At 31.7% G+C, this 21,574-nt stretch carries 23 protein-coding genes; 2 read left to right on the forward strand and 21 right to left on the reverse strand.

Annotated elements, in window-relative coordinates:
* The 9 genes from HMPREF0629_RS01295 to HMPREF0629_RS01335 all read right to left on the reverse strand — a co-directional run.
* Positions 1 to 500: V-type ATP synthase subunit D (locus tag HMPREF0629_RS01295; RefSeq protein WP_009221569.1), on the reverse strand; the 500-nt coding region annotated here is incomplete at its 3' end.
* Between the two features lie 8 nt (positions 501 to 508).
* On the reverse strand, positions 509 to 1,882 hold the full coding sequence (locus HMPREF0629_RS01300) for a V-type ATP synthase subunit B (protein ID WP_009221570.1): 1,374 nt from the start codon (positions 1,880 to 1,882) through the stop codon (positions 509 to 511).
* Complete coding sequence (locus HMPREF0629_RS01305) at positions 1,875 to 3,644, reverse strand: V-type ATP synthase subunit A (RefSeq protein WP_009221571.1); 1,770 nt, start codon at positions 3,642 to 3,644, stop codon at positions 1,875 to 1,877. The genes HMPREF0629_RS01300 and HMPREF0629_RS01305 overlap by 8 nt, the downstream gene beginning before the upstream one ends.
* 13 nt (positions 3,645 to 3,657) lie before the next feature.
* On the reverse strand, positions 3,658 to 3,966 hold the full coding sequence (locus HMPREF0629_RS01310; protein WP_009221572.1) for a V-type ATP synthase subunit F: 309 nt from the start codon (positions 3,964 to 3,966) through the stop codon (positions 3,658 to 3,660).
* On the reverse strand, positions 3,959 to 4,954 hold the full coding sequence (locus HMPREF0629_RS01315) for a V-type ATP synthase subunit C (protein ID WP_009221573.1): 996 nt from the start codon (positions 4,952 to 4,954) through the stop codon (positions 3,959 to 3,961). Before HMPREF0629_RS01315 ends, HMPREF0629_RS01310 begins: the two co-directional genes overlap by 8 nt.
* Before the next feature lie 9 nt (positions 4,955 to 4,963).
* Positions 4,964 to 5,518: a V-type ATP synthase subunit E gene (locus tag HMPREF0629_RS01320; protein ID WP_009221574.1), complete on the reverse strand. Its 555-nt coding sequence runs from the start codon at positions 5,516 to 5,518 to the stop codon at positions 4,964 to 4,966.
* An 11-nt stretch (positions 5,519 to 5,529) separates the two neighbouring features.
* The gene (locus HMPREF0629_RS01325) at positions 5,530 to 6,003 is read right to left on the reverse strand and encodes a V-type ATP synthase subunit K (protein WP_009221575.1); all 474 of its coding nucleotides are present in this window, start codon (positions 6,001 to 6,003) and stop codon (positions 5,530 to 5,532) included.
* 1 nt (position 6,004) lies between these two features.
* Positions 6,005 to 7,948 (reverse strand): V-type ATP synthase subunit I, encoded by a 1,944-nt coding sequence (locus tag HMPREF0629_RS01330; RefSeq protein ID WP_009221576.1) that lies wholly within the window; start codon positions 7,946 to 7,948, stop codon positions 6,005 to 6,007.
* Positions 7,935 to 8,261 carry a V-type sodium ATP synthase subunit G gene (locus HMPREF0629_RS01335; RefSeq protein WP_009221577.1) on the reverse strand — a complete coding sequence of 109 codons (327 nt, stop codon included), beginning with the start codon at positions 8,259 to 8,261 and terminating at the stop codon, positions 7,935 to 7,937. Before HMPREF0629_RS01335 ends, HMPREF0629_RS01330 begins: the two co-directional genes overlap by 14 nt.
* Before the next feature lie 353 nt (positions 8,262 to 8,614).
* Here HMPREF0629_RS01335 and HMPREF0629_RS08095 point away from each other — a divergent pair, with 353 nt between their 5' ends.
* Positions 8,615 to 8,749 (forward strand): hypothetical protein, encoded by a 135-nt coding sequence (locus HMPREF0629_RS08095; RefSeq protein ID WP_255263792.1) that lies wholly within the window; start codon positions 8,615 to 8,617, stop codon positions 8,747 to 8,749.
* A 72-nt stretch (positions 8,750 to 8,821) separates the two neighbouring features.
* On the opposite strand, the gene HMPREF0629_RS01340 is transcribed toward HMPREF0629_RS08095, so the two are convergent.
* The 3 genes from HMPREF0629_RS01340 to HMPREF0629_RS01350 all read right to left on the reverse strand — a co-directional run bounded on the left by HMPREF0629_RS01340 (position 8,822) and on the right by HMPREF0629_RS01350 (position 11,428).
* Positions 8,822 to 10,036 (reverse strand): diaminopimelate decarboxylase, encoded by a 1,215-nt coding sequence (locus HMPREF0629_RS01340; RefSeq protein WP_009221578.1) that lies wholly within the window; start codon positions 10,034 to 10,036, stop codon positions 8,822 to 8,824.
* Between the two features lie 93 nt (positions 10,037 to 10,129).
* A complete protein-coding gene (locus HMPREF0629_RS01345) occupies positions 10,130 to 11,173 on the reverse strand; it encodes an LCP family protein (RefSeq protein ID WP_009221579.1) in 1,044 nt (347 codons plus the stop codon).
* A 9-nt stretch (positions 11,174 to 11,182) separates the two neighbouring features.
* Positions 11,183 to 11,428: a pro-sigmaK processing inhibitor BofA family protein gene (locus tag HMPREF0629_RS01350; RefSeq protein WP_039856407.1), complete on the reverse strand. Its 246-nt coding sequence runs from the start codon at positions 11,426 to 11,428 to the stop codon at positions 11,183 to 11,185.
* Positions 11,429 to 11,558: 130 nt separating this feature from the next.
* Here HMPREF0629_RS01350 and HMPREF0629_RS01355 point away from each other — a divergent pair, with 130 nt between their 5' ends.
* Positions 11,559 to 11,822, forward strand: coding sequence for a glutaredoxin domain-containing protein (locus HMPREF0629_RS01355; RefSeq protein WP_009221581.1), 264 nt, complete (start codon positions 11,559 to 11,561; stop codon positions 11,820 to 11,822).
* A 14-nt stretch (positions 11,823 to 11,836) separates the two neighbouring features.
* Here HMPREF0629_RS01355 and HMPREF0629_RS01360 read toward each other — a convergent pair whose 3' ends face one another.
* The 9 genes from HMPREF0629_RS01360 to HMPREF0629_RS01400 form a co-directional block, all read right to left on the reverse strand.
* Complete coding sequence (locus HMPREF0629_RS01360; RefSeq protein ID WP_009221582.1) at positions 11,837 to 12,487, reverse strand: AAA family ATPase; 651 nt, start codon at positions 12,485 to 12,487, stop codon at positions 11,837 to 11,839.
* Positions 12,488 to 12,573: 86 nt separating this feature from the next.
* A complete protein-coding gene (locus HMPREF0629_RS01365; RefSeq protein ID WP_009221583.1) occupies positions 12,574 to 13,482 on the reverse strand; it encodes a DMT family transporter in 909 nt (302 codons plus the stop codon).
* Complete coding sequence (locus HMPREF0629_RS01370; RefSeq protein ID WP_009221584.1) at positions 13,475 to 14,380, reverse strand: DMT family transporter; 906 nt, start codon at positions 14,378 to 14,380, stop codon at positions 13,475 to 13,477. The genes HMPREF0629_RS01365 and HMPREF0629_RS01370 overlap by 8 nt, the downstream gene beginning before the upstream one ends.
* 75 nt (positions 14,381 to 14,455) lie before the next feature.
* Positions 14,456 to 16,459, reverse strand: a complete 2,004-nt coding sequence (locus tag HMPREF0629_RS01375; RefSeq protein WP_009221585.1) for a sodium-translocating pyrophosphatase — start codon at positions 16,457 to 16,459, stop codon at positions 14,456 to 14,458.
* 10 nt (positions 16,460 to 16,469) lie between these two features.
* Positions 16,470 to 16,694: a preprotein translocase subunit SecG gene (gene secG, locus HMPREF0629_RS01380; protein WP_009221586.1), complete on the reverse strand. Its 225-nt coding sequence runs from the start codon at positions 16,692 to 16,694 to the stop codon at positions 16,470 to 16,472.
* A 217-nt stretch (positions 16,695 to 16,911) separates the two neighbouring features.
* A complete protein-coding gene (locus HMPREF0629_RS01385; RefSeq protein ID WP_009221587.1) occupies positions 16,912 to 17,775 on the reverse strand; it encodes an undecaprenyl-diphosphate phosphatase in 864 nt (287 codons plus the stop codon).
* A 14-nt stretch (positions 17,776 to 17,789) separates the two neighbouring features.
* Positions 17,790 to 19,124, reverse strand: a complete 1,335-nt coding sequence (dnaB, locus tag HMPREF0629_RS01390; RefSeq protein WP_009221588.1) for a replicative DNA helicase — start codon at positions 19,122 to 19,124, stop codon at positions 17,790 to 17,792.
* Positions 19,124 to 19,570, reverse strand: a complete 447-nt coding sequence (gene rplI / locus HMPREF0629_RS01395) for a 50S ribosomal protein L9 (protein WP_009221589.1) — start codon at positions 19,568 to 19,570, stop codon at positions 19,124 to 19,126. The genes dnaB and rplI overlap by 1 nt, the downstream gene beginning before the upstream one ends.
* A complete protein-coding gene (locus HMPREF0629_RS01400) occupies positions 19,567 to 21,567 on the reverse strand; it encodes a DHH family phosphoesterase (RefSeq protein ID WP_039856410.1) in 2,001 nt (666 codons plus the stop codon). Before HMPREF0629_RS01400 ends, rplI begins: the two co-directional genes overlap by 4 nt.
* Positions 21,568 to 21,574: the final 7 nt, after the last annotated feature.

Consider the following 21,574-nt stretch of genomic DNA (forward strand, 5'->3'; position numbering starts at 1 on the left):
CTTCTTGTCTTTTCTATTTCATCTGCCATGAGCTGAGTTGATTTTTCAAGTTGTGCAAGTCTAAGCAGTTTATCCATTACGTAGCTCAGCTTATCTATTGCTTCATCAAGATCTGCTGTTGTTTGTGCATAACCATATGGATATAATGAGCCGTCTTCTGTCAATTTTTCTGTCTTAAATTCCATCTGAGGTATTTCAACACTCATTACATTTTTAGTGGTTATTTCAAGATTTGTCTTTTGTGTAGGAAATGTTACTGCTGCTTCCAACATCTCAGGGCTCATAAATGCAGATGCTAATAAAAAGTCTTTAAATGATTTTGAAAGTTCCGCTTCAACTTCCTCTCTCAATCTTTTATTTTCTTTTACTATTTCTATAAATCTCCTCATAAGTTCGTCTTGCTTATCTTTTAAAAGCTTATGTCCTCTTGATGAGGTTATGAGTCTTTTCTTTAGCATAGACAAATTCATTCTCGTTGGATTGATGTTTAATTTTGTCATAATATACCTCAATCTTTCTGAAGATATATATCAAGAAGTTCGTCCTTTATTCTCTTTAATTCCGCTCTTGGAATTAGTCTAAGCAATTCCCAACCTAATTCAAGAGTTTCTTCTATTGCTCTGTTTGTATAATATCCCTGATTTACATATCTCTTTTCAAATTCATCTGAAAATTTTGCAAATGCTTTATCTGCATCAGATAACGCTGAATCTCCAAGTATTACTGAAAGTTCTTTTGCTTCTTTTCCGGATGTGTATGCAGCGTATATTTGGTTCATCGTATCGGCATGATCTTCTCTTGTCTTTCCTTTTCCGATACCCTTATCTTTAAGACGCGACAATGACGGTATTGCATTTATAGGTGGCTCTAATCCCTGCTTATATAATTGTCTTGATAAAATAATCTGTCCTTCTGTTATATATCCTGTAAGGTCCGGTATTGGATGGGTTATATCATCTTCCGGCATTGTCAATATAGGAATTTGTGTTATTGAACCGTTTCTTCCTTTAATTCTTCCGGCTCTTTCATAAATACCTGCAAGGTCTGTGTATAAATATCCCGGATATCCACGACGACCCGGAACTTCCTTACGAGCTGCAGATATTTCACGAAGCGCCTCTGCATAATTTGTCATATCTGTCATTATTACAAGCACGTGCATTCCAAGTTCAAATGCCAAGTACTCTGCACATGTAAGTGCCATTTTAGGAGTAGCAAGTCTTTCTATAGCAGGGTCATCCGCCAAATTCATAAACAATACCGCTCTGTCTATTGCACCTGTTTCTTTAAAGTCATCAATAAAAAACTGAGCTTCTTCAAATGTAATTCCCATAGCTGTAAATACTACCGCAAATTTTTCATTTGAGCCTCTTACTTGAGCCTGTCTTGCAATTTGAGCCGCTACATTATTATGTGGAAGACCTGAACCTGAAAATATCGGAAGTTTTTGTCCTCTTACTAATGTATTTAAACCGTCTATTGTAGAAATTCCGGTTTGAATAAACTCTGACGGATAGTCTCTACTTACAGGATTTATCGGCGAGCCGTTAATATCTATTTTTGCATTCGGAATGATTCGAGGACCATCGTCTATAGGCTGTCCAAGTCCGTCAAATACTCTTCCTATCATATCAGGACTTACCCCAAGTTCAAGCGGTCTTCCCAAAAATCTAACACTTGTTTCTTGAAGATTGATTCCGCTTGAGCCTTCAAAAATTTGAACCATGGCTTTGTCCCCATCAATTTCGATTACACGTCCACGTCTTTTCTCACCTGTTTGAAGTTCTATATCTACAAGCTCTTCATAGCTTACTCCTTCTACACCTTCCACTACCATAAGAGGCCCTACTACTTCTGTTACCGACTTATATTCTTTAAGCATTTATAGTTCCTCCTATTCTCAGTTCTTTCATTTCTCTTTCTATATCTAAAATTAATTCATCTAATTTAACAAGTTCCGATTCAGATACGTTTTTAGCTCTTGCTATCCTCTCTCTTATAGGCATACTTGATATTTCAGATAAATATACTCCGTTTTGAAGTGCATCTATTGCACAATCATAAAATTTTAATATTGCTTTCATCATTTTATTTTGCTTATCCAATGAACAATATGTGTCGATGTCATGAAAAGCATTTTGCTGCAAGAAATCTTCACGAATTGATTTTGTAATTTCAAGTTTTAGTTGATCTGATTCGGAAAGTGAATCTCTGCCGACAAGTCTAACTATTTCTTGAAGTCCTGTTTCTTCTTGTAAAAGTGTCATAGCTCTTATTCTATTCTTAGAAAAATCTCTATCTACATTTTCATTGAAATATTTATCCATTTTTGCTTGATACAGTGAATAAGAATCTATCCAGTTTATTGCAGGAAAATGCCTTCTATATGACAGGTCATAATCAAGTTTCCAAAATATTTTTACTATTCTGAGAGTAGATTGACTTACAGGCTCTGAAATATCTCCTCCCGGAGGAGAAACAGCTCCTATTACAGAAAGTGCTCCCTCTCTTTTATCTGAACCTAGACAAATTACACGCCCTGCTCTTTCATAAAATTCTGCAACTCTTGATGCAAGGTATGCAGGATATCCTTCATCTCCCGGCATTTCTTCAAGACGTCCGCTCATTTCACGAAGCGCTTCAGCCCAGCGTGATGTTGAGTCCGCCATCATTGCAACGGAATATCCCATATCTCTGTAGTATTCAGAAATTGTAATTCCCGTATATATAGATGCCTCACGTGCTGCTACCGGCATATTAGATGTATTTGCTATAAGAACTGTTCTTTTCATAAGAGATTGTCCCGTACCGGCATCTATTAGTTCCGGAAACTCCATAAGTACATCCGTCATTTCATTTCCACGTTCTCCACATCCTACATATACAATTATTTGAGCATCCGCCCATTTTGCAAGCTGATGCTGAACAACTGTCTTTCCACTTCCAAATGGTCCCGGAATCGCTGCCGTTCCTCCTTTTGTTATAGGAAAGAATGTATCTATAACTCTCTGTCCTGTAACAAGCGGAGTTGTAGGGTCTATTTTTTTTGTAACCTTACGTCCACGTCTTACCGGCCATTTTTGTATCATATTCAGTTCTTTTTGACCATTTTCAGTCTCAAGCACACATATAATCTCATCTACTGTATGTTTTCCTTCACTTATCTTTAAAACCTTTCCGCTAACTCCAATTGGAACCATTATTTTATGAAGTACAATAGGAGTTTCTTCAACTGTGCCTATTACATCTCCTTCTGATACCTCATCTCCCACATTAACTGTAGGTTTAAATTCCCACTTCTTTTCACGATTTAGCTTTTGGACTTCTGCTCCCTTTACAAGGAAATCTCCCGTAGTATCTTTAAGAGCTTCAAGAGGTCTTTGTATTCCGTCAAACATCTGCTCTATGAGCCCCGGTCCAAGCTCAACCGACAGCGGATATCCGGTAGATACAACTTCATCTCCCGGTCCTATTCCGGTTGTTTCTTCATATACTTGAATAGAAGCTTTATCGCCTCTCATTTCTATAATTTCGCCTATTAATTTTTTTTCAGATACTTCTACCACGTCATACACATTGGCATTTTCCATGCCGCTTGCTACTACTAATGGTCCGGAAACTTTAATTACTCTTCCTGATTTCAAAAAAGCCCCTCCTTTATAAAATATTTGATCCGACTGCTTTTTCAACATATTTATTTATGTTATTCATTCCTATATTTAAGGTTCCCCTATTTGACGGAATTAATATAACAGCCGGTGTAACTTTGTTATTATATCTCTTTATTGTTTCTTCTATCTTTTCAGCCAATTGCTCTGTTATAAATATTATCCCATAACCATTTTGTGCAAGAAAATCAACCTTTTGTCTGGCTTCATCTTCTTCATATGCCACCACTACATCTATTCCCAGAGCTTTAAATGCCAAAATAGAATCTTTATCTCCAACAACTGCAATTTTATACATAACTATCACGTAGCCTTTCCTTAATGAAAGAAGCATCCAGTCCATTCATCTTTGATATCATTATAATTCTCAAATTCTTAATTTCCATTTCCTTTGCAAGCAAGTATGCAAACAAAACTTCAGGTCCATAAGTAATTCTTTTGACATCTTTTATCAGATTTATAAAATAGTTATCTTTCTCTTTTTCAAAAGTTAGTAGTGAATTTGTCTGATTATACTCCTCAATACCATGTTTTACATACCTGTATATCCTTGTAGGTTTAAACAGCATACTGTCTTCGTCAATTTTATTATTCAAATATCTAAAAAACTCATTCTTTTTAATGCTGCCTCCATCAATCAGAACTCTATTTAAAAATCCTAAAGTTCTTTCCTGTTTTTGGCATCTTAACAATGTGTTTATATTTGTAAAATCTATAAGATCTTCTATATATTTGTAAAACAAATCAGAATCAATGTCTTTTACCAATTCTTTAAGTCTTGAAAAATAAAATTCATCTACTATAATATCAATACATTGAGGATCTTTAGTCTTTTCATATTCTTCCTTTGACAGTTTTATAACCTCATAAAATTCTCCGGACGAATTTTTTTCATTTAAAAATTGCTTTTTAATTTTTTCAACATCAAAATTTCCATATTCAATGTATAATTGCCTAAAATCTTCGCCTAAAATATTTTCTTTTATAAAAACTTTAATATTATGATAATGATATTTTAAAACTAAAATATCTACTATTCTGTCATCAGGACTTAAATCATAAGCTTTTTTATAGACGTCCTCCTGCTCGCTCTTTAGAGCCTCCTCAAAATCCTCATTTCTATTTAATTTTAAAATATAACTTTGATAGACTGAATCTCCCAAAATTCTAAGAGCATCTTCAAGATTTCTTGATTCTGACATTCTGTCAAAAACACTTTTATTAAGAAGTTTTTTTTCTAAAACTCTAACTATCGCAGATTGTTGAATGAATAAATTTCTATCCATTTCTACCTCCTAACTGATAAATAGCTTTTCAAAAACTTCCATTTCAAAATCGCTTTTTTTAACTTCGACTATATCTTCAAATTTATTATTGTATAAAATATTCCCCATTAAAAGTGCAAATCCACTTTTTACCGACTCATCTGAAATCTCAATTCCAAAGTCTGCATTTTTTACTGCCTGCTTATATCTTTCCGGAACAATTAGAACTGAATTTGAAGTCAGCTTGACATTTGCAATAGAATTTTTCACATATGTTATATATTCTTCATCTGATAAATTTTCCAATCTATCAATTACCGTTTCAAAAACTCTATCTACAATTTTTTGTTCAGCTTCTAAAACCATATCTCTTGCCTTTAATTCCGCTCCCGAAATGGCTTTGTCTAAAATTTTTTCAGAGTCTTTATTTGCTCTGTCTATAATTTTTTTTGCTTCCGTCTTTGCTCTTTCTTCATTTTCACTTATAATTTCAGATGCCTTTTGATTTGCTTGACTTAGAATTTCTTCAGATTTTTTTACAGAGTCGGTTTCAATTTTATTAATCAAATTGTCTAAGTTTGACACTGTAAGCCTCCTTATTGAACCTTTATCATAATTAAAAATGAAATTGCAAATGCCAAAATTGCATACATTTCAACCATTACTGCAAAAATAATTCCCTTTCCTTGTTGTTCTTCATTCTTCGCAAGAATATTAATACCTGCAACAGATACTTTCCCTTGAGCTATTGCTGAAAAATATCCTACAAGACCTACCGGAAGAGAAGCACAAAGTAAAACAAATCCCTCATATAAATCTAATTGCGGAGTTAATTTAAAAAGTATAAGCATTCCTATTACGAAACCATATAATCCTTGAGTTCCAGGAAGAAGCTGAAGAATTAATGACTTACCGAACTTCTCAGGCTCTTCAATTACAACTCCCGCTGCAGCCTCCCCTGCAATTCCTACTCCTTTTGCAGAACCTGCACCTGCCATAAGTGCTGCTATTGCAACTCCAAATGCTCCAAGCATAATTCCACCATTGTTTACAAAAAATCCTTGATACATATTATTCCTCCTCAATATTAAAGTAGTTAGATTCTGCTACCATATTTTTAAATGGTACTCCTCCACCCTCATAAAATTTATTAAACATTTCTACATAAGTTAATCTTGCAGAATGTACATAAGCTGATAAAAACGCCAAAAACATATTGAATAACTGAAACATCAAAAATATCAGAGCTCCAAATATTATTCCTAAAATTCCATTTTGGAACAACATTCTAACAATTATATTTACTGCAATAGCTATAAAGCTACCCGCTAATGACAGTGCCATAAGTCTCAGATATGATACAAAATCTCCAAAATAAGATGTTATTCCATACAACGCATAAATTCCCCATCCAAGTTTTGCTCCTATGGTCTTTTCAGTTCTTCCTCCAGTTAAAACTATTCCTATCATTCCAAGAACCATTATGATCATTGCCGCATTAAATATTCCTGATTTTAACTTTAGTACGTTTGCCACAATGCATACTATAGCTCCCATTACCGCCATATACCAAAATCCGACATCATATAGTGCATCTAACGGTTTTTTATCTCTTATATTCATATAAGCCTTTATTCCCAGTGCAAAAAATATGTGAATTCCTCCAAATATTAAAGACATAAGTATCATAGCTACATAGTCTTCAGACGGATTAAGGAGTGATTTCATAGGTATAGCATCTCCAAAAAATGAACCGAATACAATTCCCCACAACATTGTTGAGATTGAAATATACATAAAAAATTTAATAGAATTTCTCTTAACTTTATCCAAATTGAAAAATTTAAGTGCAAAAAATGTTGCTAAAAACAGCAATAACCCATATCCTAAATCTCCAACCATTATCCCTGCAAATATAAAATAAAATGGAGCAAATAACGGTGTAGGATCTATTTCATTATATCTTGGGATTGAATACATTGTCGTCAAAGATTCAAACGGCTCTACAAAATTATTATTTTCTAATTGTACCGGAACCTTCGGATCATCTTCACTCGCCTTTTCTATCTCGATGTAATAATTTTTACCAAGAGTATCGTCTAATAATGATATGAGTTCTTTTTCTCTATTGGTAGGAAGATATCCTTCAATTATGTCCACATTTTCAGTTTTTAAAAATTTTTCGCTTGAAGCAAATTTCAGTCTTTTATTCTTTAAATACTCATAGTAAATTTTAAAATCTTCAAGTAAGTCGACTTTTAATAAAACTTTTTTTTCAATTTCTAAAATTTTATTATTATTCTCAGAAATTGTATTTTCCAATTTAGATATGGCATCAGATACATTTCCGTCAGTTTTTATTTCAACTCTTGAAAATCCGTACTTGTGCATAATTTTAGAAAGTTCATCCTTACTTGATTTATCATAAAAGCAAATAATATAGGAAAAACTGCTGTTTTTACTTACTTGCTCAATATGCACAAGCTCTGACAATTCTGCTTCTTCTATAAACTCATTTATATATTTTTTTGGTACAGTCCCGATACTTACATCAGTATTTTCAAATTCCAATATTTCTCTAATGTTGAGCTTTAAACTTTCCCACGGTTTCAAATCGTTTATTGTTGTCTTTAAATTTGTATTTTCTTGTTCTAAACTATTTCTCTTTTCAACCAACTCATAAATGTATTTATAATTATCTTTAAAATTATAAGCTGTTGCCCTATTTTCTATTTCCTTTAAATTAAATGTTTTTACTCCGGCCTTTAATTCTTCAAAAGTTCCGCTTCTTTCTAAAAAGCCGCTTAATAAATCTATGCTCCACTTACATGCGCTCATAGATTCATCAAGGCTTAGTAATTCTTCCTTAGCTTCTATTTTTGTTAAAAAGCTTTCATCATCACTTGCAAGAGTATTAAAATGAATATATTTAAATTTTTGCAATACATTTAAAAGGTTTTGCCTGTCAGAATCAAAAGAAAATAGGCTGAATTTACTCATTCTAACTATTGCCATTATTCATCACAATCCTCTCAACTATAGAATCCGCTATATCCAACAATTTTTTTTCGGATATATTTAAAATTTCATTAGATTTTTCTTCAGCTTCATTTATAATTGGCTTTGAATTAATTTGTCCTTTTTGCTTAGCTTCTTCTAATATTTTATCTCTATCATTACAGGCTTTTTCAAAAATTTCATCATATCTGATTTTAGATTTATTAACAGCATCTTCCAAAATCTTTTTTGCTTCAGCTTCTGCTTTTATAATTCTTTCTTTAGAGCTGTCCTCGACATTTTTAATTTTTGAAATTGCATCAGTTGTCATATTATTACCTCCCAATTATAAATTTTTATAAAAAAACAATCATATAATTAATTATATCATTATTTTGCAAATATTAAATATTTTTTACAATAGTTATATATTAAACAATATCAATATTGCATTAAATGAAATTTTAAATAGATTATATCAAATAAAAACCTTTTCATTCTATCTATACTTTATCAAGGCACTTTATTATCTTTAAATTACACAAAATTTTAGCCTTTTGTCCTTTTTAAAAACTTTAAATTTTTTAATTTAAGCCCTTTATTTATTTGTAAAATTGTATTATAATAACTTCCGTTGTGATTTAAAACTATAGTACATAATAAAATATATAAGGAGATGTTCGTATGTTTATTTCAAATCAAAAACACCATAGATTTTCTATTCTATCAAGTGTAGGTTATGGATTTTTATTTTCATTCTTTTTTGGACTTTGGATGTGTGCTACATATATGGGAGTATCTTTTGCCCTTAGCGTATAGTAATTTATTTAAAAAACCACTTTTTAAATTTAAAAAGTGGTTTTTTATATTTCTCTTTATCTCTTTATTTTACTATTTTAAAATTCTTCCATCCACTGTCAAAAACAATTCGGCCGGTTTTTCCTGAGATGAAAATTGCATAGGAGACAATACCGCTGCATATGCTCCCGCATTTGTAATTTCAACCAAGTCTTCACATTCAAGCTTAGGCATAGTTACATCTTCCAATATCACATCCGTTGCCGTACATAAATTTCCAACAAGTGTTACTTTTTCTAACTGTGAACTATCTTTAAGCGGTCTTATCTCAAAAGCATCACTACATGTAAATAACGGCTCCCAACAGATTAAATCCGGTTCCGTTGTAAATTTTTCTACCATTTTTATCACAGCCGGTCTTAAAAATCCATTTAAAGTATTTTTTAAAATAACATAGGTTTTCCCATAAGATATTTTTTTATCCATTACTTTTGTTATATATCTTCCGCTCTTTCCCGTAGCATATCGTCCAACTTCTATAAATACTTTTGTATTCGGATATTCTTCTAAAAATATCTCCAAGTTTCTATTAAATTCTTCTCCAAGTCTCTCTATATCAAGCGGTTTATCTTTTGGAGAAAATTGAATTCCTATTCCTGAACCCATATTTATAAATTTTAAATCCGTATTTAATATTTTTCTAAATCTTTCTGCAAGATTAAACATCTTTTCGTAATAGCTAATCAAATTTTCAATTTTAAGTTCTTGACTCTTAATATGGACATGAATTCCAACAATATTTATATTTTTAAGTTCATTGTTTTTTATGTATTCAAATAGTTGTTCTTCATCTATTCCGAATTTTGATGGTTTACCATCAAAACTGTCAAATGAAAATTCAGGATTAATCCTAACACCAATATCAAGTACTATATTCATTTTCTCAGCAATATTTTGAAGCTTTTTAATTTCACCTATACTGTCTGCAATAATCGTGGACTTTTTAACAGCTTCTCTTATATCATATTCACTTTTCCCCGGAGCAGAATAATAAATTTCATCTTTTGAAAGTCCATTTTCTTCCGCCATTAAAACTTCATTTAAACTTGCAGCGTCAGCTCCAAATCCTCTTGAAAATACACTCTTTACAACTAATGAATTAGAGTTGCACTTTACAGAATACAAGAATTTCACTTTTGGAAAATTTCTTTTTAATCTTCCGGTATACTCATCAATTATATTTTCATCATATAAATAGAAACTGTCATATTTTTTGGCTTCTCTTTCAATAATTTTATTAATGTCCATATTTTCCTCCTAATAGATTTTCATTAATTACTTCGTTTTAAATATTATAACATCTTTTTCCATTCTTTATCTCCTGTATTTAAAAAAGCCGACCTATCCGTCAGCTTTTTCTGTATTTATTTCATCTTCTTGTAATTGTTCTTCAGCTTGTTTTTCTATCAATTTTTGAGGAAATTCATTAATTATTTTTCTGGCTTCATCAATGCTTACAACATATACATTTTGTATTTCATTTCCTATTTCAACATTTTCTCCATGCCCTGTTAATTTTTCACCTATAATATCCTCTCTATTAAGAGACAGTCCATACTTTGCAAGAAAAGAAATTTCTCCGTAGTTTAAATCTGTTTCAAGAAATTCATCAACTATATCTAAAAGCTGAGGTAGTTTAAAAAATGTTGCAGGAGATTTCAACTTATCAAAAAGTAACATTAAAAATCCCTGTTGTGCAGATATTCTTCCAATATCCTGATCTTTATACACTTTTCTTGCTCTAAGGTATGACACAGCTCCCATTCCGTCAAGATGATTAATTCCATGTTTTAAATTTATTTCAAGAGGCGGAACTACCCAATCATCTCTATAAAAGTAATCTTTATGCTCCCAATTTACATCTATTCCTCCGACCGCATCTACAATCCCTGAAACGACTTTGTAATCAACTATGGCATAATGATCTATCTTGACATCTAAAAAATCTTCTATTGTACTTACAGTAAGACCAAGCCCTCCATTCGGATATACAAATTCATTAAAGCTCGCATTAATCTTATTTTTTGCATATCCATGAATTTTTATATATGAATCTCTCGGAATTGAAAACATTTGAACTTTATTATTTTTATGGTCTATTGTAAAAAGCATTATAGTATCCGATCTCATCCCATTTTGCTCTTCACTCATATTCACAGTTGCCGTCTTATCTACGCCAAGAACTAATATCCTAAGAGGCTTGTCCGTTTCAAATACATTTATATCTTTCTTTTTATCTTCTTCAAATGCAGATTCTACTGTTTCATTTTTTAATTTATTTATACCTTTATTCTCATGTGTCGGCTTTATCCTATATACAAGTGCAACAAGAATTGACAAGGATAAAATCGAAATTACTATAAAGGTTCTATAAACATATTTCAATTTAACACCTCATAAAAAAATCTTTATTAAAATTAAAATAACTACTGCAGGAGTTCCAAAAAATCCTGTTAAAAATGAAGTAAGTGGATTTACAGCTATATCAATTCCAAACTTTACTCCGATTAAATTAAATATATTAAGTATTACAGCTCCTATCACTATATTAATAACGACTTTAAACAAAATAGATATGGATTTGAATACAAGCATTGCTACAAGACATACTAGTATTGCTCCAATTATAAACATATTCATTATATTCACTCCTAATGTTAAATTATATCATTAATCGCTATAATTTAAAACTTTGTTTATCCTATTTGAAGTATAGCTTATATATTTTTTATGTGTTATATTATTATAAAATTAATTTTTGGAGGTAATTATGATTACAGTTTTCATATCCGGAAAATGTCCGGATTGTCCCCCTGCAATACAAGCTTTTGAAAATTCTGATTTAGATTATGATATAATCGATATTACTGAAAATATGTCAAATCTAAAAAAATTTTTAAAATATAGAGATTTCCACCCATACTTTGATGAAATCAAAGCATCGGGAAAAGTTGGAGTACCTACAATTATGATAGGTGATGGAGAAAAATTCATCGAATTTGATGAAACCTTAAATTTAAACAAATTAAAATAATGCCCTGATGAGCATTATTTTTTTAATTCCGAACTCTTAATTATTATCTTTGCTACATCCTCATTACTGAATTTTGAAGAGTTTATAGTCAAATCATATTCAAAAGCATTTCCCCAGCTTCCGTTTGTAAACTTATTATAATGATTTTTTCTTCGAGTATCTTTCTTATTCATAGTATAGATAGCTTTTTCTCTATCTATGTTATATTTTTGCATAATTCTTTCTATTCTATATTCCTTATCTGCAGTTATAAATACACTAAAAATATCATAATTATCTTTTAATACATAATTGGCACATTTTCCAAGTATTATACAGCTTCCTTTTTTTGCAAAATCTCTTATAGTTTTTGAATTTGCGAGAAATGACGCATCTATATTAGTGATATCTTCTTGTGAATATGAATAATTTTCTCTATATAAATCATAAATAGTTCCCTGCAAAAATGAGTCGTCTTTTTTTATATTATCAGGATCTACTTTTCCCTCAAGCGTTTTAAGTTCAATTATATCTTCATCATAGACTTCTATATTAAGCAATTCACCGATTATTTTTGAAATTTCAAATCCTCCGCTTCCATGTTCTCTATCTATAGTTATTATTAAATTCTTTTTTGATGCAAAGCTCTTCGAAAAAATTCTTCTCAAAAAATTAGTCTCACTCATTTTCTCACTTCCTTAATTATATTATGACATAAAAAAACCTTAATATTGTAAACTTATTATGAAAAATTTTAAGAAATATATAATTTTTAATTACTTTTTTGTATATTTTTTGTACTCTCGGGCATTTGTGCAATAACTATTGATATAAAGACAATTGTGCAGCCTGCAAGTTCTCTGTTTGTAAGACTTTCATTTAAAAATATATGTCCTCCTATAAGGGCTATTACAGACTCCAAAGAACAGATCATCATGGCAATTGTTGTATTTAGATTCCTAAATGCATATATCTGCAAACTAAATGCTATTACACCTGAAATGGCTGACATATATAATAAAGCCGGCATAGCTGAAATAACTTGCTCAAATGTAAATGTCTCATATATTAATGCAAATGCAAGTGAAATCAATCCACAAACTAAAAATTGATAAAAATTCAATTCAAAAATATTCGTCTTAGGAGAATATTTTGCAAGCATAATAGTGTGTATACTCATCAAAATAGAAGATATAAAGACAAGTATATCTCCTTTAGAAAAGTCAAAGCTCTCATTTACAGACATAAAATAAAAACCGATAATGGCAAAAATTATACACAATATAACTTTTTTACTTATTTTTTCCCCAAAAAATAAACTTATTGTCGGAATTATCACTATATAAAGAGTTGTTATGAATCCTGCTTTACCTGAAGTTGTTCCCATTATTCCAATTTGTTGAACATTAGTAACTAAAAACATGGCTATCCCGCATAAAATTCCACCTTTAATCGCAAGAGATCTGTCCATAAAATCTGTTTTAAAATCTTTTTCTATGATAGATATTTTAGGTGCCGCTACTATTATTACAAACAAAAAAATCGCCGCTAATAATGATTTAATAGATGCAAATGCAAATGTACCGAGACTATCCATTCCAATTGATATAACCATAAAAGATAATCCCCAAATAATTGCGGCTGTTAAGAGCATTATTCCGGATATAAATTTCTTACTCATATTTTCTCCTAAATGACATTATCGGTATTTGTGCTATCAAAGTTGATACAAACATTATCAAACACCCTATTAATTCTCTATGAGTCAAATGTTGATTCAGTATCAAAAATCCCCCTAATACGGCAAATATCGATTCTGAACTATTAAGTAACGATGCTATTGTGGGCTCCAGAACTTTAAGCGCAACTATTTGCAAGCTATATGCTATTGCTGTTGACATTATTGCAACATATAGAATAGACCCCATAGAATTAACTATATCTTGTAAACTGAATGTTTCAAAAATAAGCGCACAAATAAGGCTCAGAATTCCACTTAATAAAAACTGAAAAGCATTTAATTTTATACTGTCAACTTTTGGAGAATAATGTGCAAGTGTAAGTGTATGTATGGAATAAAATATTGCAGAACAAAACACTACAATATCTCCAAAATTTACAGTGAAATTTTCTTTAACTGAAAGTAAATACATCCCAAATGTAGCAAAAATTACACAAATAATCACTTTTAGCGATACTTTTTCTCCCATAAAACTTCTCATTATGGGAATTATAACTATGTAAAGTGCTGTTATGAAACCTGCTTTTCCCGGAGTAGTATACAATAAACCATACTGCTGTGAGTTCATCGCAAAAAATAAAATAATTCCGTTTATTATTCCTGCCCTTCTTGTTAATGCTTTATCTACAACAACAGAAGTCTCCTTTTTTTGGAGCATTCCTATTTTTGGAATTACGTTAATTGTCAAAATCATTGCAATACTTCCAATGATGCTTCTCAAAGCAGAAAAAGTAAATGGGCCTATATGTTCCATTCCGGTTGATTGTGCAACAAATGCAAATCCCCATATAGCCGCCGAAAATATAAGCAGTATACTTGATACAAATTTACTTTTCATAACACACCCCCTTAGTTAAATTAATATGTAAATAAAAAAGGCCTCCTTGAAAAGAGGCCCGATAAAAATTTTATTTTAGAATAACTTTCCGCCAAATTCTAAGAATATTGGTGCAAATACAAGAGATACTACTGTTATAAGCTTAACTAAGATGTTAAGAGACGGTCCTGAAGTATCCTTGAATGGATCTCCTACAGTATCACCTGTAACAGCTGCCTTATGAGCCTCTGAACCCTTGCCGCCATGATTTCCACCTTCAATATACTTTTTAGCATTATCCCATGCTCCACCGGCATTTGACATGAATATAGCCATTAATACACCTGTTACAAGAGCACCTGCTTGAAGTCCACCAAGAGCTTCAGCTCCAAATACAAGTCCTACCAATATAGGAACTACTACTGCTATCATTCCCGGAATAATCATTTCCTTAAGAGCTGCACCTGTAGAAATATCTACACATTTAGCATATTCAGGAGTTGCTTTTCCTTCCATAATACCAGGAATTTCTCTGAATTGACGACGAACTTCATCTATCATAGCAGATGCAGCTTTACCTACTGCACTCATTGTAAGAGCAGAGAATGCAAATGGAAGCATACCTCCGATAAATGTTCCTGCTATTACTTCAGGCTTTGATACATCTATTCCTTCAAGTCCTGTTGCATTTATATATGATACAAACAATGCTAATGCTGTAAGTGCTGCAGAACCTATTGCAAATCCCTTACCGATAGCTGCTGTTGTATTACCTACTGCATCAAGAGAGTCTGTAATTTCTCTTACATCTTCAGGAAGTTCACACATTTCTGCAATTCCCCCTGCGTTATCTGCAATTGGACCATAAGCATCAACTGCAATAGTCATAGCTGTTGTTGAAAGCATACCAACTGCTGCAAGAGATATCCCGAATAATCCGTGAATAGCATTTTCATTTCCGCCTGCTCCAACATAAGCAACAATAATACCAATAGCTATTACTACTATAGGCCAAACTGTTGACATCATACCAACTGAAAGACCTGAAATAATATTTGTTGATGCACCTGTTTCTGATTCAGCTGCAATTCTTTGTACCGGTTTATATTCAGCCGCTGTATAATATTCTGTAAATTTAGAAATGATTAGACCTACAACAATACCTGCTATTACAGGAATAAACGGTCTAAAGCTTCCAAAAATTCTGCTAGATAAAACTGCCGCAATAACAATAGTTACCGCTGCAGACACATATTCTCCATTGTTAAGAGCTTTTTGAGGGTTTTTATCTCCCTTTACAAAGAAAGCTGCAATAATTGATGCAACTATACCAACTGCTGCAATTGCAAGTCCGTAAGTAACACCGCTTTCTTCATAAGCTACAACCCCAAGAGTTATAACTGAAAGTAACGCTCCAACATAAGATTCAAATAAATCTGCTCCCATTCCGGCAACGTCCCCAACGTTATCTCCTACGTTATCCGCAATAACAGCAGGGTTTCTAGGGTCATCTTCAGGAATTCCCGCTTCAACTTTACCTACAAGGTCAGCTCCAACATCGGCAGCTTTAGTATAAATACCGCCACCAACTCTGGCAAAAAGAGCTATTGATGAAGCTCCAAGAGAAAATCCTGTTACTATTGTAGTATTTTTTGTAAAATAATATGCCAATGAAATACCAATAATTCCAAGGCCTACTACACACATTCCCATTACTGCTCCACCTGAAAATGCAACATCAAGTGCTTTTCCAAGTCCGCCATTCCAAGCTGCATTTGCAGTTCTAACATTTGCCTTTGTAGCAACTTTCATACCCACATATCCTGCAAGTACAGAAAAAACTGCTCCTACAACAAAGCAAATTGCTGTTGCCGGACTTTTTAAACCAACTGCAAGAATAATTCCAAGAGCTAAAACAAAAATTACAAGAGCTTTGTACTCTCTTGTTAAAAATGCCATAGCGCCATCTTGAATGTAAGAAGAAATTTCTTTCATTCTATCGTTTCCAACATCTTGTTTTGCTACAAAGTTTGCCTTATATAAAGCAAAAATAAGTGCTAATACTCCTACAACAGGAGCTATTAATAAAATATTGTCCATTTTTCCTCCCCTAAATTGCCGCAAGTGCTATTAAAGCTACAACAAAAATAACTGAAGCAATCTTCATAATGCGGTTTTCTAAATCTTTTTTGCTCGATCCTCTATGCTCTCCCCAAGCAGAAGTTTCTTCACCGCTCAATGTTCCAAGACCGGCTTGATCGCTTTCTGTTATCGAAACAATAACTATCATAACTAATGCAGACAGTGCTATTATAATAGATAATAAAGTTTCCATAAAACTACCTCCTAAAATAAAATTTCCTATATCTATAACATATAAATTCTATCACAGCAAATATGCAAAATCAATTAATTTTGCCATTTACAAACAAATTATTTATAAATTTTTAATAAATTCAAAAAAATAATTAAATATATGTATAGCAAGTGTAACAAACATTTTAATATCTAAAATAAAAACTGTCAAACAGTTTTCTAACTATTTGGCAGTTTTATTTAAATATTAACATTGAAATCAAAACAACAGCTCCAAGTATTATTCTGTATATTCCAAATATCTTAAAGTCGTGTTTTTTAATATATCCCATAAATTTTATTATAACGGCATATGCAACTAAAAACGAAACTAATCCACCGACTAAAATCAGTATCCATTGATGTAAACTAAATCCTATTCCCATCTTTAATATCTTCAAACTTGTTGCTCCAAGCATTGTTGGAATTGCCAAAAAAAATGAAAATTCAGCTGCAGCTGTTCTTGAACATCCAAGTATCATAGCGCCAATAATTGTAGCTGCCGACCTGGATGTTCCGGGTACCATTGCAAGACATTGAAATACTCCTATAAAAAATGCTGTTTTAATTGTTATACTATCAAGCTTTTCATATTTAAATTTAATTTTCTTGCCCCTATTCTCCATAAGTATAATTACAGCTCCATAAAAGACAAGCGCCAAAGAAACTGTAACCTTATTAAATAAGTATTTATCAATTAAATCATCAAATAAAAATCCAAGAACTGCAGCAGGTAAAAATCCGACTATAATTTTCGCAATTAATCTCATGGTCTTCTTATCCCGTAAAAACCATTTTTGAGATATTGTAAGTCTACTTTGATTTTCAACTAACTGCTTACTCATTTTGTTTTTTGAAAATGGATTTAGAGTATCAAAATATATTACAAGAACTGAAAGTATCGCTCCAAGTTGAATAATTACTTCAAATGCATTTTCAAATTCCTTTGGAGTTAAAGATATAAAATCACTTGCCAATATTAGATGTCCTGTTGAAGATATCGGCAAAAATTCTGTTATCCCTTCAATTATTCCAAGAATTATTACTTTTAAAAAATCCATCTTACCTCCAATATTTAATTCTCTCTTTCCTTATTTAAGAATTTAGTAAATTCCTTTTTAAATAGAAGTTCCACTGTCCCGGTCGGACCATTTCTGTGCTTTGCGATTATAACTTCTCCGGTATCGGGATTCTCACATTCTTCCTTCGTATAATACTCATCTCTATATAAAAACATAACTATATCCGCATCTTGTTCTATCGCTCCTGATTCACGAAGGTCTGAAAGTATAGGCCTATGATCAGTTCTTGTTTCAGGTGCACGTGACAATTGAGATAACGCTATTACGGGGACTTCCAATTCTTTAGCGGTAGCTTTTAATGCTCTTGAAATTGCTGAAATTTCTTGTTGTCTTGACTCAACTCGTCCATTCATTTGCATTAGCTGTAAATAATCAACCACTATTAAATCAAGACCTTTTTCCATTTTAAGCCTTCTGCACTTTGCTTTAAGTTCTATTGGAGAAATTCCCGCGGTATCATCTATTTCTATTTTCATTTCAGAAATTAAAGGCATAGTATTTATAATTTTTAACCATTCATCTTCATTTAAATTTCCACTTATTACTTTTTGCAAATCAACATGTGAAGTCGAAGAAATTATTCTTTGTACTAACTGATTTTTACTCATTTCAAGTGAAAACATGGCAACAGATGCTTTTGCTTTTATTGCTGAATTTGTCGCAATATTTACCATTAATGCAGTCTTTCCCATGGACGGTCTTGCTGCCAATAATATTAAATCAGACTTTTGAAGCCCCGATATTTTATAATCAAGATCTATAAATCCTGTTGTAAGTCCTGTTAGAGCATTAGGATTTTGAGCTTTGCTTTCAAGTTCGGCAAATGATTCAAGTAAAACTTCTTTAACGGGAATAAGTCCATCTCTGTGAGAATCTTGGGTTATATTAAATATATCCTTTTCTGCGCTTTCTATTATAGATTCTACTTCTGCATCTTGCGAATAAGCATTTGCTATTATTTTGTCAGATGTTGTTATAAGTCGTCTTAATGTAGACTTTTCCTTTATTATTTTGCAGTACTGTTCTACATTTGAAATTGCCGTAACAGAACTTGTCAAATTTGCAAGATATGACAATCCTCCAATATCCTCTAAAGATGCTCTTTTTTTAAGTTCTTCAGTTACTGTTATCAAATCTGAAGGCTCATTTCTGTTGTATATGGAAAGAATTGCAGAGTAAATTTCTCCATGAATATCTAAATAAAAATCATCACTTCTTAAAATTTCTATTGCAGATGTAATTGCATCTTTTGATAACATCATTGCTCCAAGTACAGATTGTTCTGCTTCTGTATTGTTTGGAGGTATTTTTAAATTTACATTTTCCATTATTTTGCTTCCACTACTACTTTTAAATCAGCTATTATATCTTGATATAATTTAATTGAAACTTTTCTTGTACCTTCAGTCTTTATATTTTCAGATAAGTCTACTTTCTTTTTATCTACTTCAATTTTCATTTGTAAACTTAGAGCTTCCGCTATATCCTTAGATGTTATTGCTCCGAAAAGCCTTCCTCCTTCTCCTGCTTTTGCTGATATTACAACCTTACCGTTTTCTATTTTTTTCTTAAGTTCATTAAAATTTTTTCTATTTTCTTTTTCCTGTTCTTCTTCAAGTTTTTTTTGTTCTTTCCATTTTATTAAGTTGGCTTCTGTTGCCTCAATTGCAATTTTTTTAGGCATTAAAAAATTTCTTGCGTATCCGTCTTTAGCTTCTACTAAATCTCCTTTTTTACCAAGATTTTTATCATCTTTTAATAATATAACTTTCATTTCTTATCTCCCCTATTATCATTAATATATTCCTCTATTGCTCTTAATAGTATATCCTCCGCTTCATCCAAGCTATTAACTGCAAGCTGAGCTCCTGCCATGTTTAAATGGCCTCCTCCGCCAATTCTTTCAAGTATCAATTGAACTGAAATATTTCCCTTGCTTCTACCGGAAATATGCACTCCGGTATCTGTCATAGTCATTACAAAACTTGCTCTTATTCCTGTTATTTCTAATAATTCATCTGCGGCTTGAGCTGAAATTAAAATTGAATTTTCTGCTTCACGTTCAAGTCGTGATATTGCAATTTCATCAAATACTATTTTAGTATTATGAACTACTTCCGCTCTATTCAGCATTGTGTCTAAATCATCTTGGAAAAGCTGTTTAACTTTTAACATATCTGCTCCGGCTCTTTTTAATGTAGATGCAGCCTCAAAAGTTCTAACTCCTGTTTGAAAACTGAAGTTCTTAGTATCGACAACTATACCGCTCATAAGTGCATCTGCTTCAAAATGAGTAATATTCAAATCATCATTCATATAAGTAAGCATTTCTGTTACAAGTTCAGATGCAGATGAGGCATAAGGCTCAATATATGTCAGTACCGGATTATCTACGAACTCTTTTCCCCTTCTATGATGATCTATTATTACAACTTGCGGTGTAAGCTTTAGCAAATCCGGCGCTTCCGTAAATGACGGTTTGTGATTATCCACTAAAATCAATAGTGATTTTGCATTTATTGTATTTGCCGCAAAGTCTTCTTTTACAATTCTATTATATAAATCAGGCTCTTCTTCTTTCATCCTTAAAATCAAATTATCTATTGACGGATTTGAAGAATTAAGAACTATATATCCTTCTTTTTCACGATTTAACGCTGCTCTTAAAATTCCAATTGCAGAACCTATTGCATCCATATCAGCATTTTTATGACCCATTATAAATACATCTTTAGCGCCATCTATAAGTTGCCTTAACGCTATACCGAGAACTCTTGCCTTAACTTTGTTTCTTTTTTCTACCGCTTTAGACTTGCCTCCAAAGAATTCATAATTATCTGCAACTTTTACAACCGCCTGATCTCCTCCTCGTCCCAAAGCAAGATCTAAACAAGTATCAGATTCTTCATATGCATCTCTGAATGAAAGTCCAAAAGATGAAACTCCTATAGAAAGTGTAATCGGTATTGTATTTCCTTTATCAAGCTCTCTTAAATCATCCAATAAATCAAATCTTTTCTCTTTAATTTGATTTAACGACTTATTGCTCATTATAACAAGATACATATCACTATCAAATTTTCTAACAAGAGCATTAAAATCATTAAAATAATCTCTTACAGTTGAATCTATTTCTGCAATTAATTGAGGTCTGTTATTTGATGGTGTAGAATCCATTGCATCATCAAAATTATCAACTTCTATTTTTGCTACTATTGCATTTTCATCAATGTACTTTTGCTCTAATTTAGCATATTCCGTAGAGTCTATAAAGTAGAATATAAGCATTTTATTTCTGTCAGATGCAGATTTATTTACATCAACTATCTTCTCATATACCTTATATTTATTTTCATTTAACGTTACATAAAAACTTTCTTCTACATTTTTATCTATAATACTTTCAACGTTAATTTCAGAAATTAAACTGCTAATTTCAGTATTCATTATATCCTGATGAGAAAAAATATTTAGGAATTGAGAATTATACCAATTAATTTTTCCCTTATCGTCTATTACTACGAGAGGAAACGGCATACTGAATATAGTATGTTTAGTGACAGTATCAAAATCAACATTAATGTCTTCCACATATTTTTTTAGTGTCTGATTTTTTGACTCAATCATCTTAGCACTCAAATACACAATATAAACATAAATTACCATGGCAACAGCACCGACTATCGGCCATAAATATAGTAAAATCAAAACTACAATAGTTGAAAAAATTAAATATGGTTTAAAACTATTTAAAGTATATTTATCTTCCAAAATACTC

Origin of the sequence: Peptoniphilus sp. oral taxon 386 str. F0131, from assembly GCF_000090945.1 — a bacterium.
Taxonomy (GTDB): domain Bacteria; phylum Bacillota; class Clostridia; order Tissierellales; family Peptoniphilaceae; genus Anaerosphaera; species Anaerosphaera mikwangii.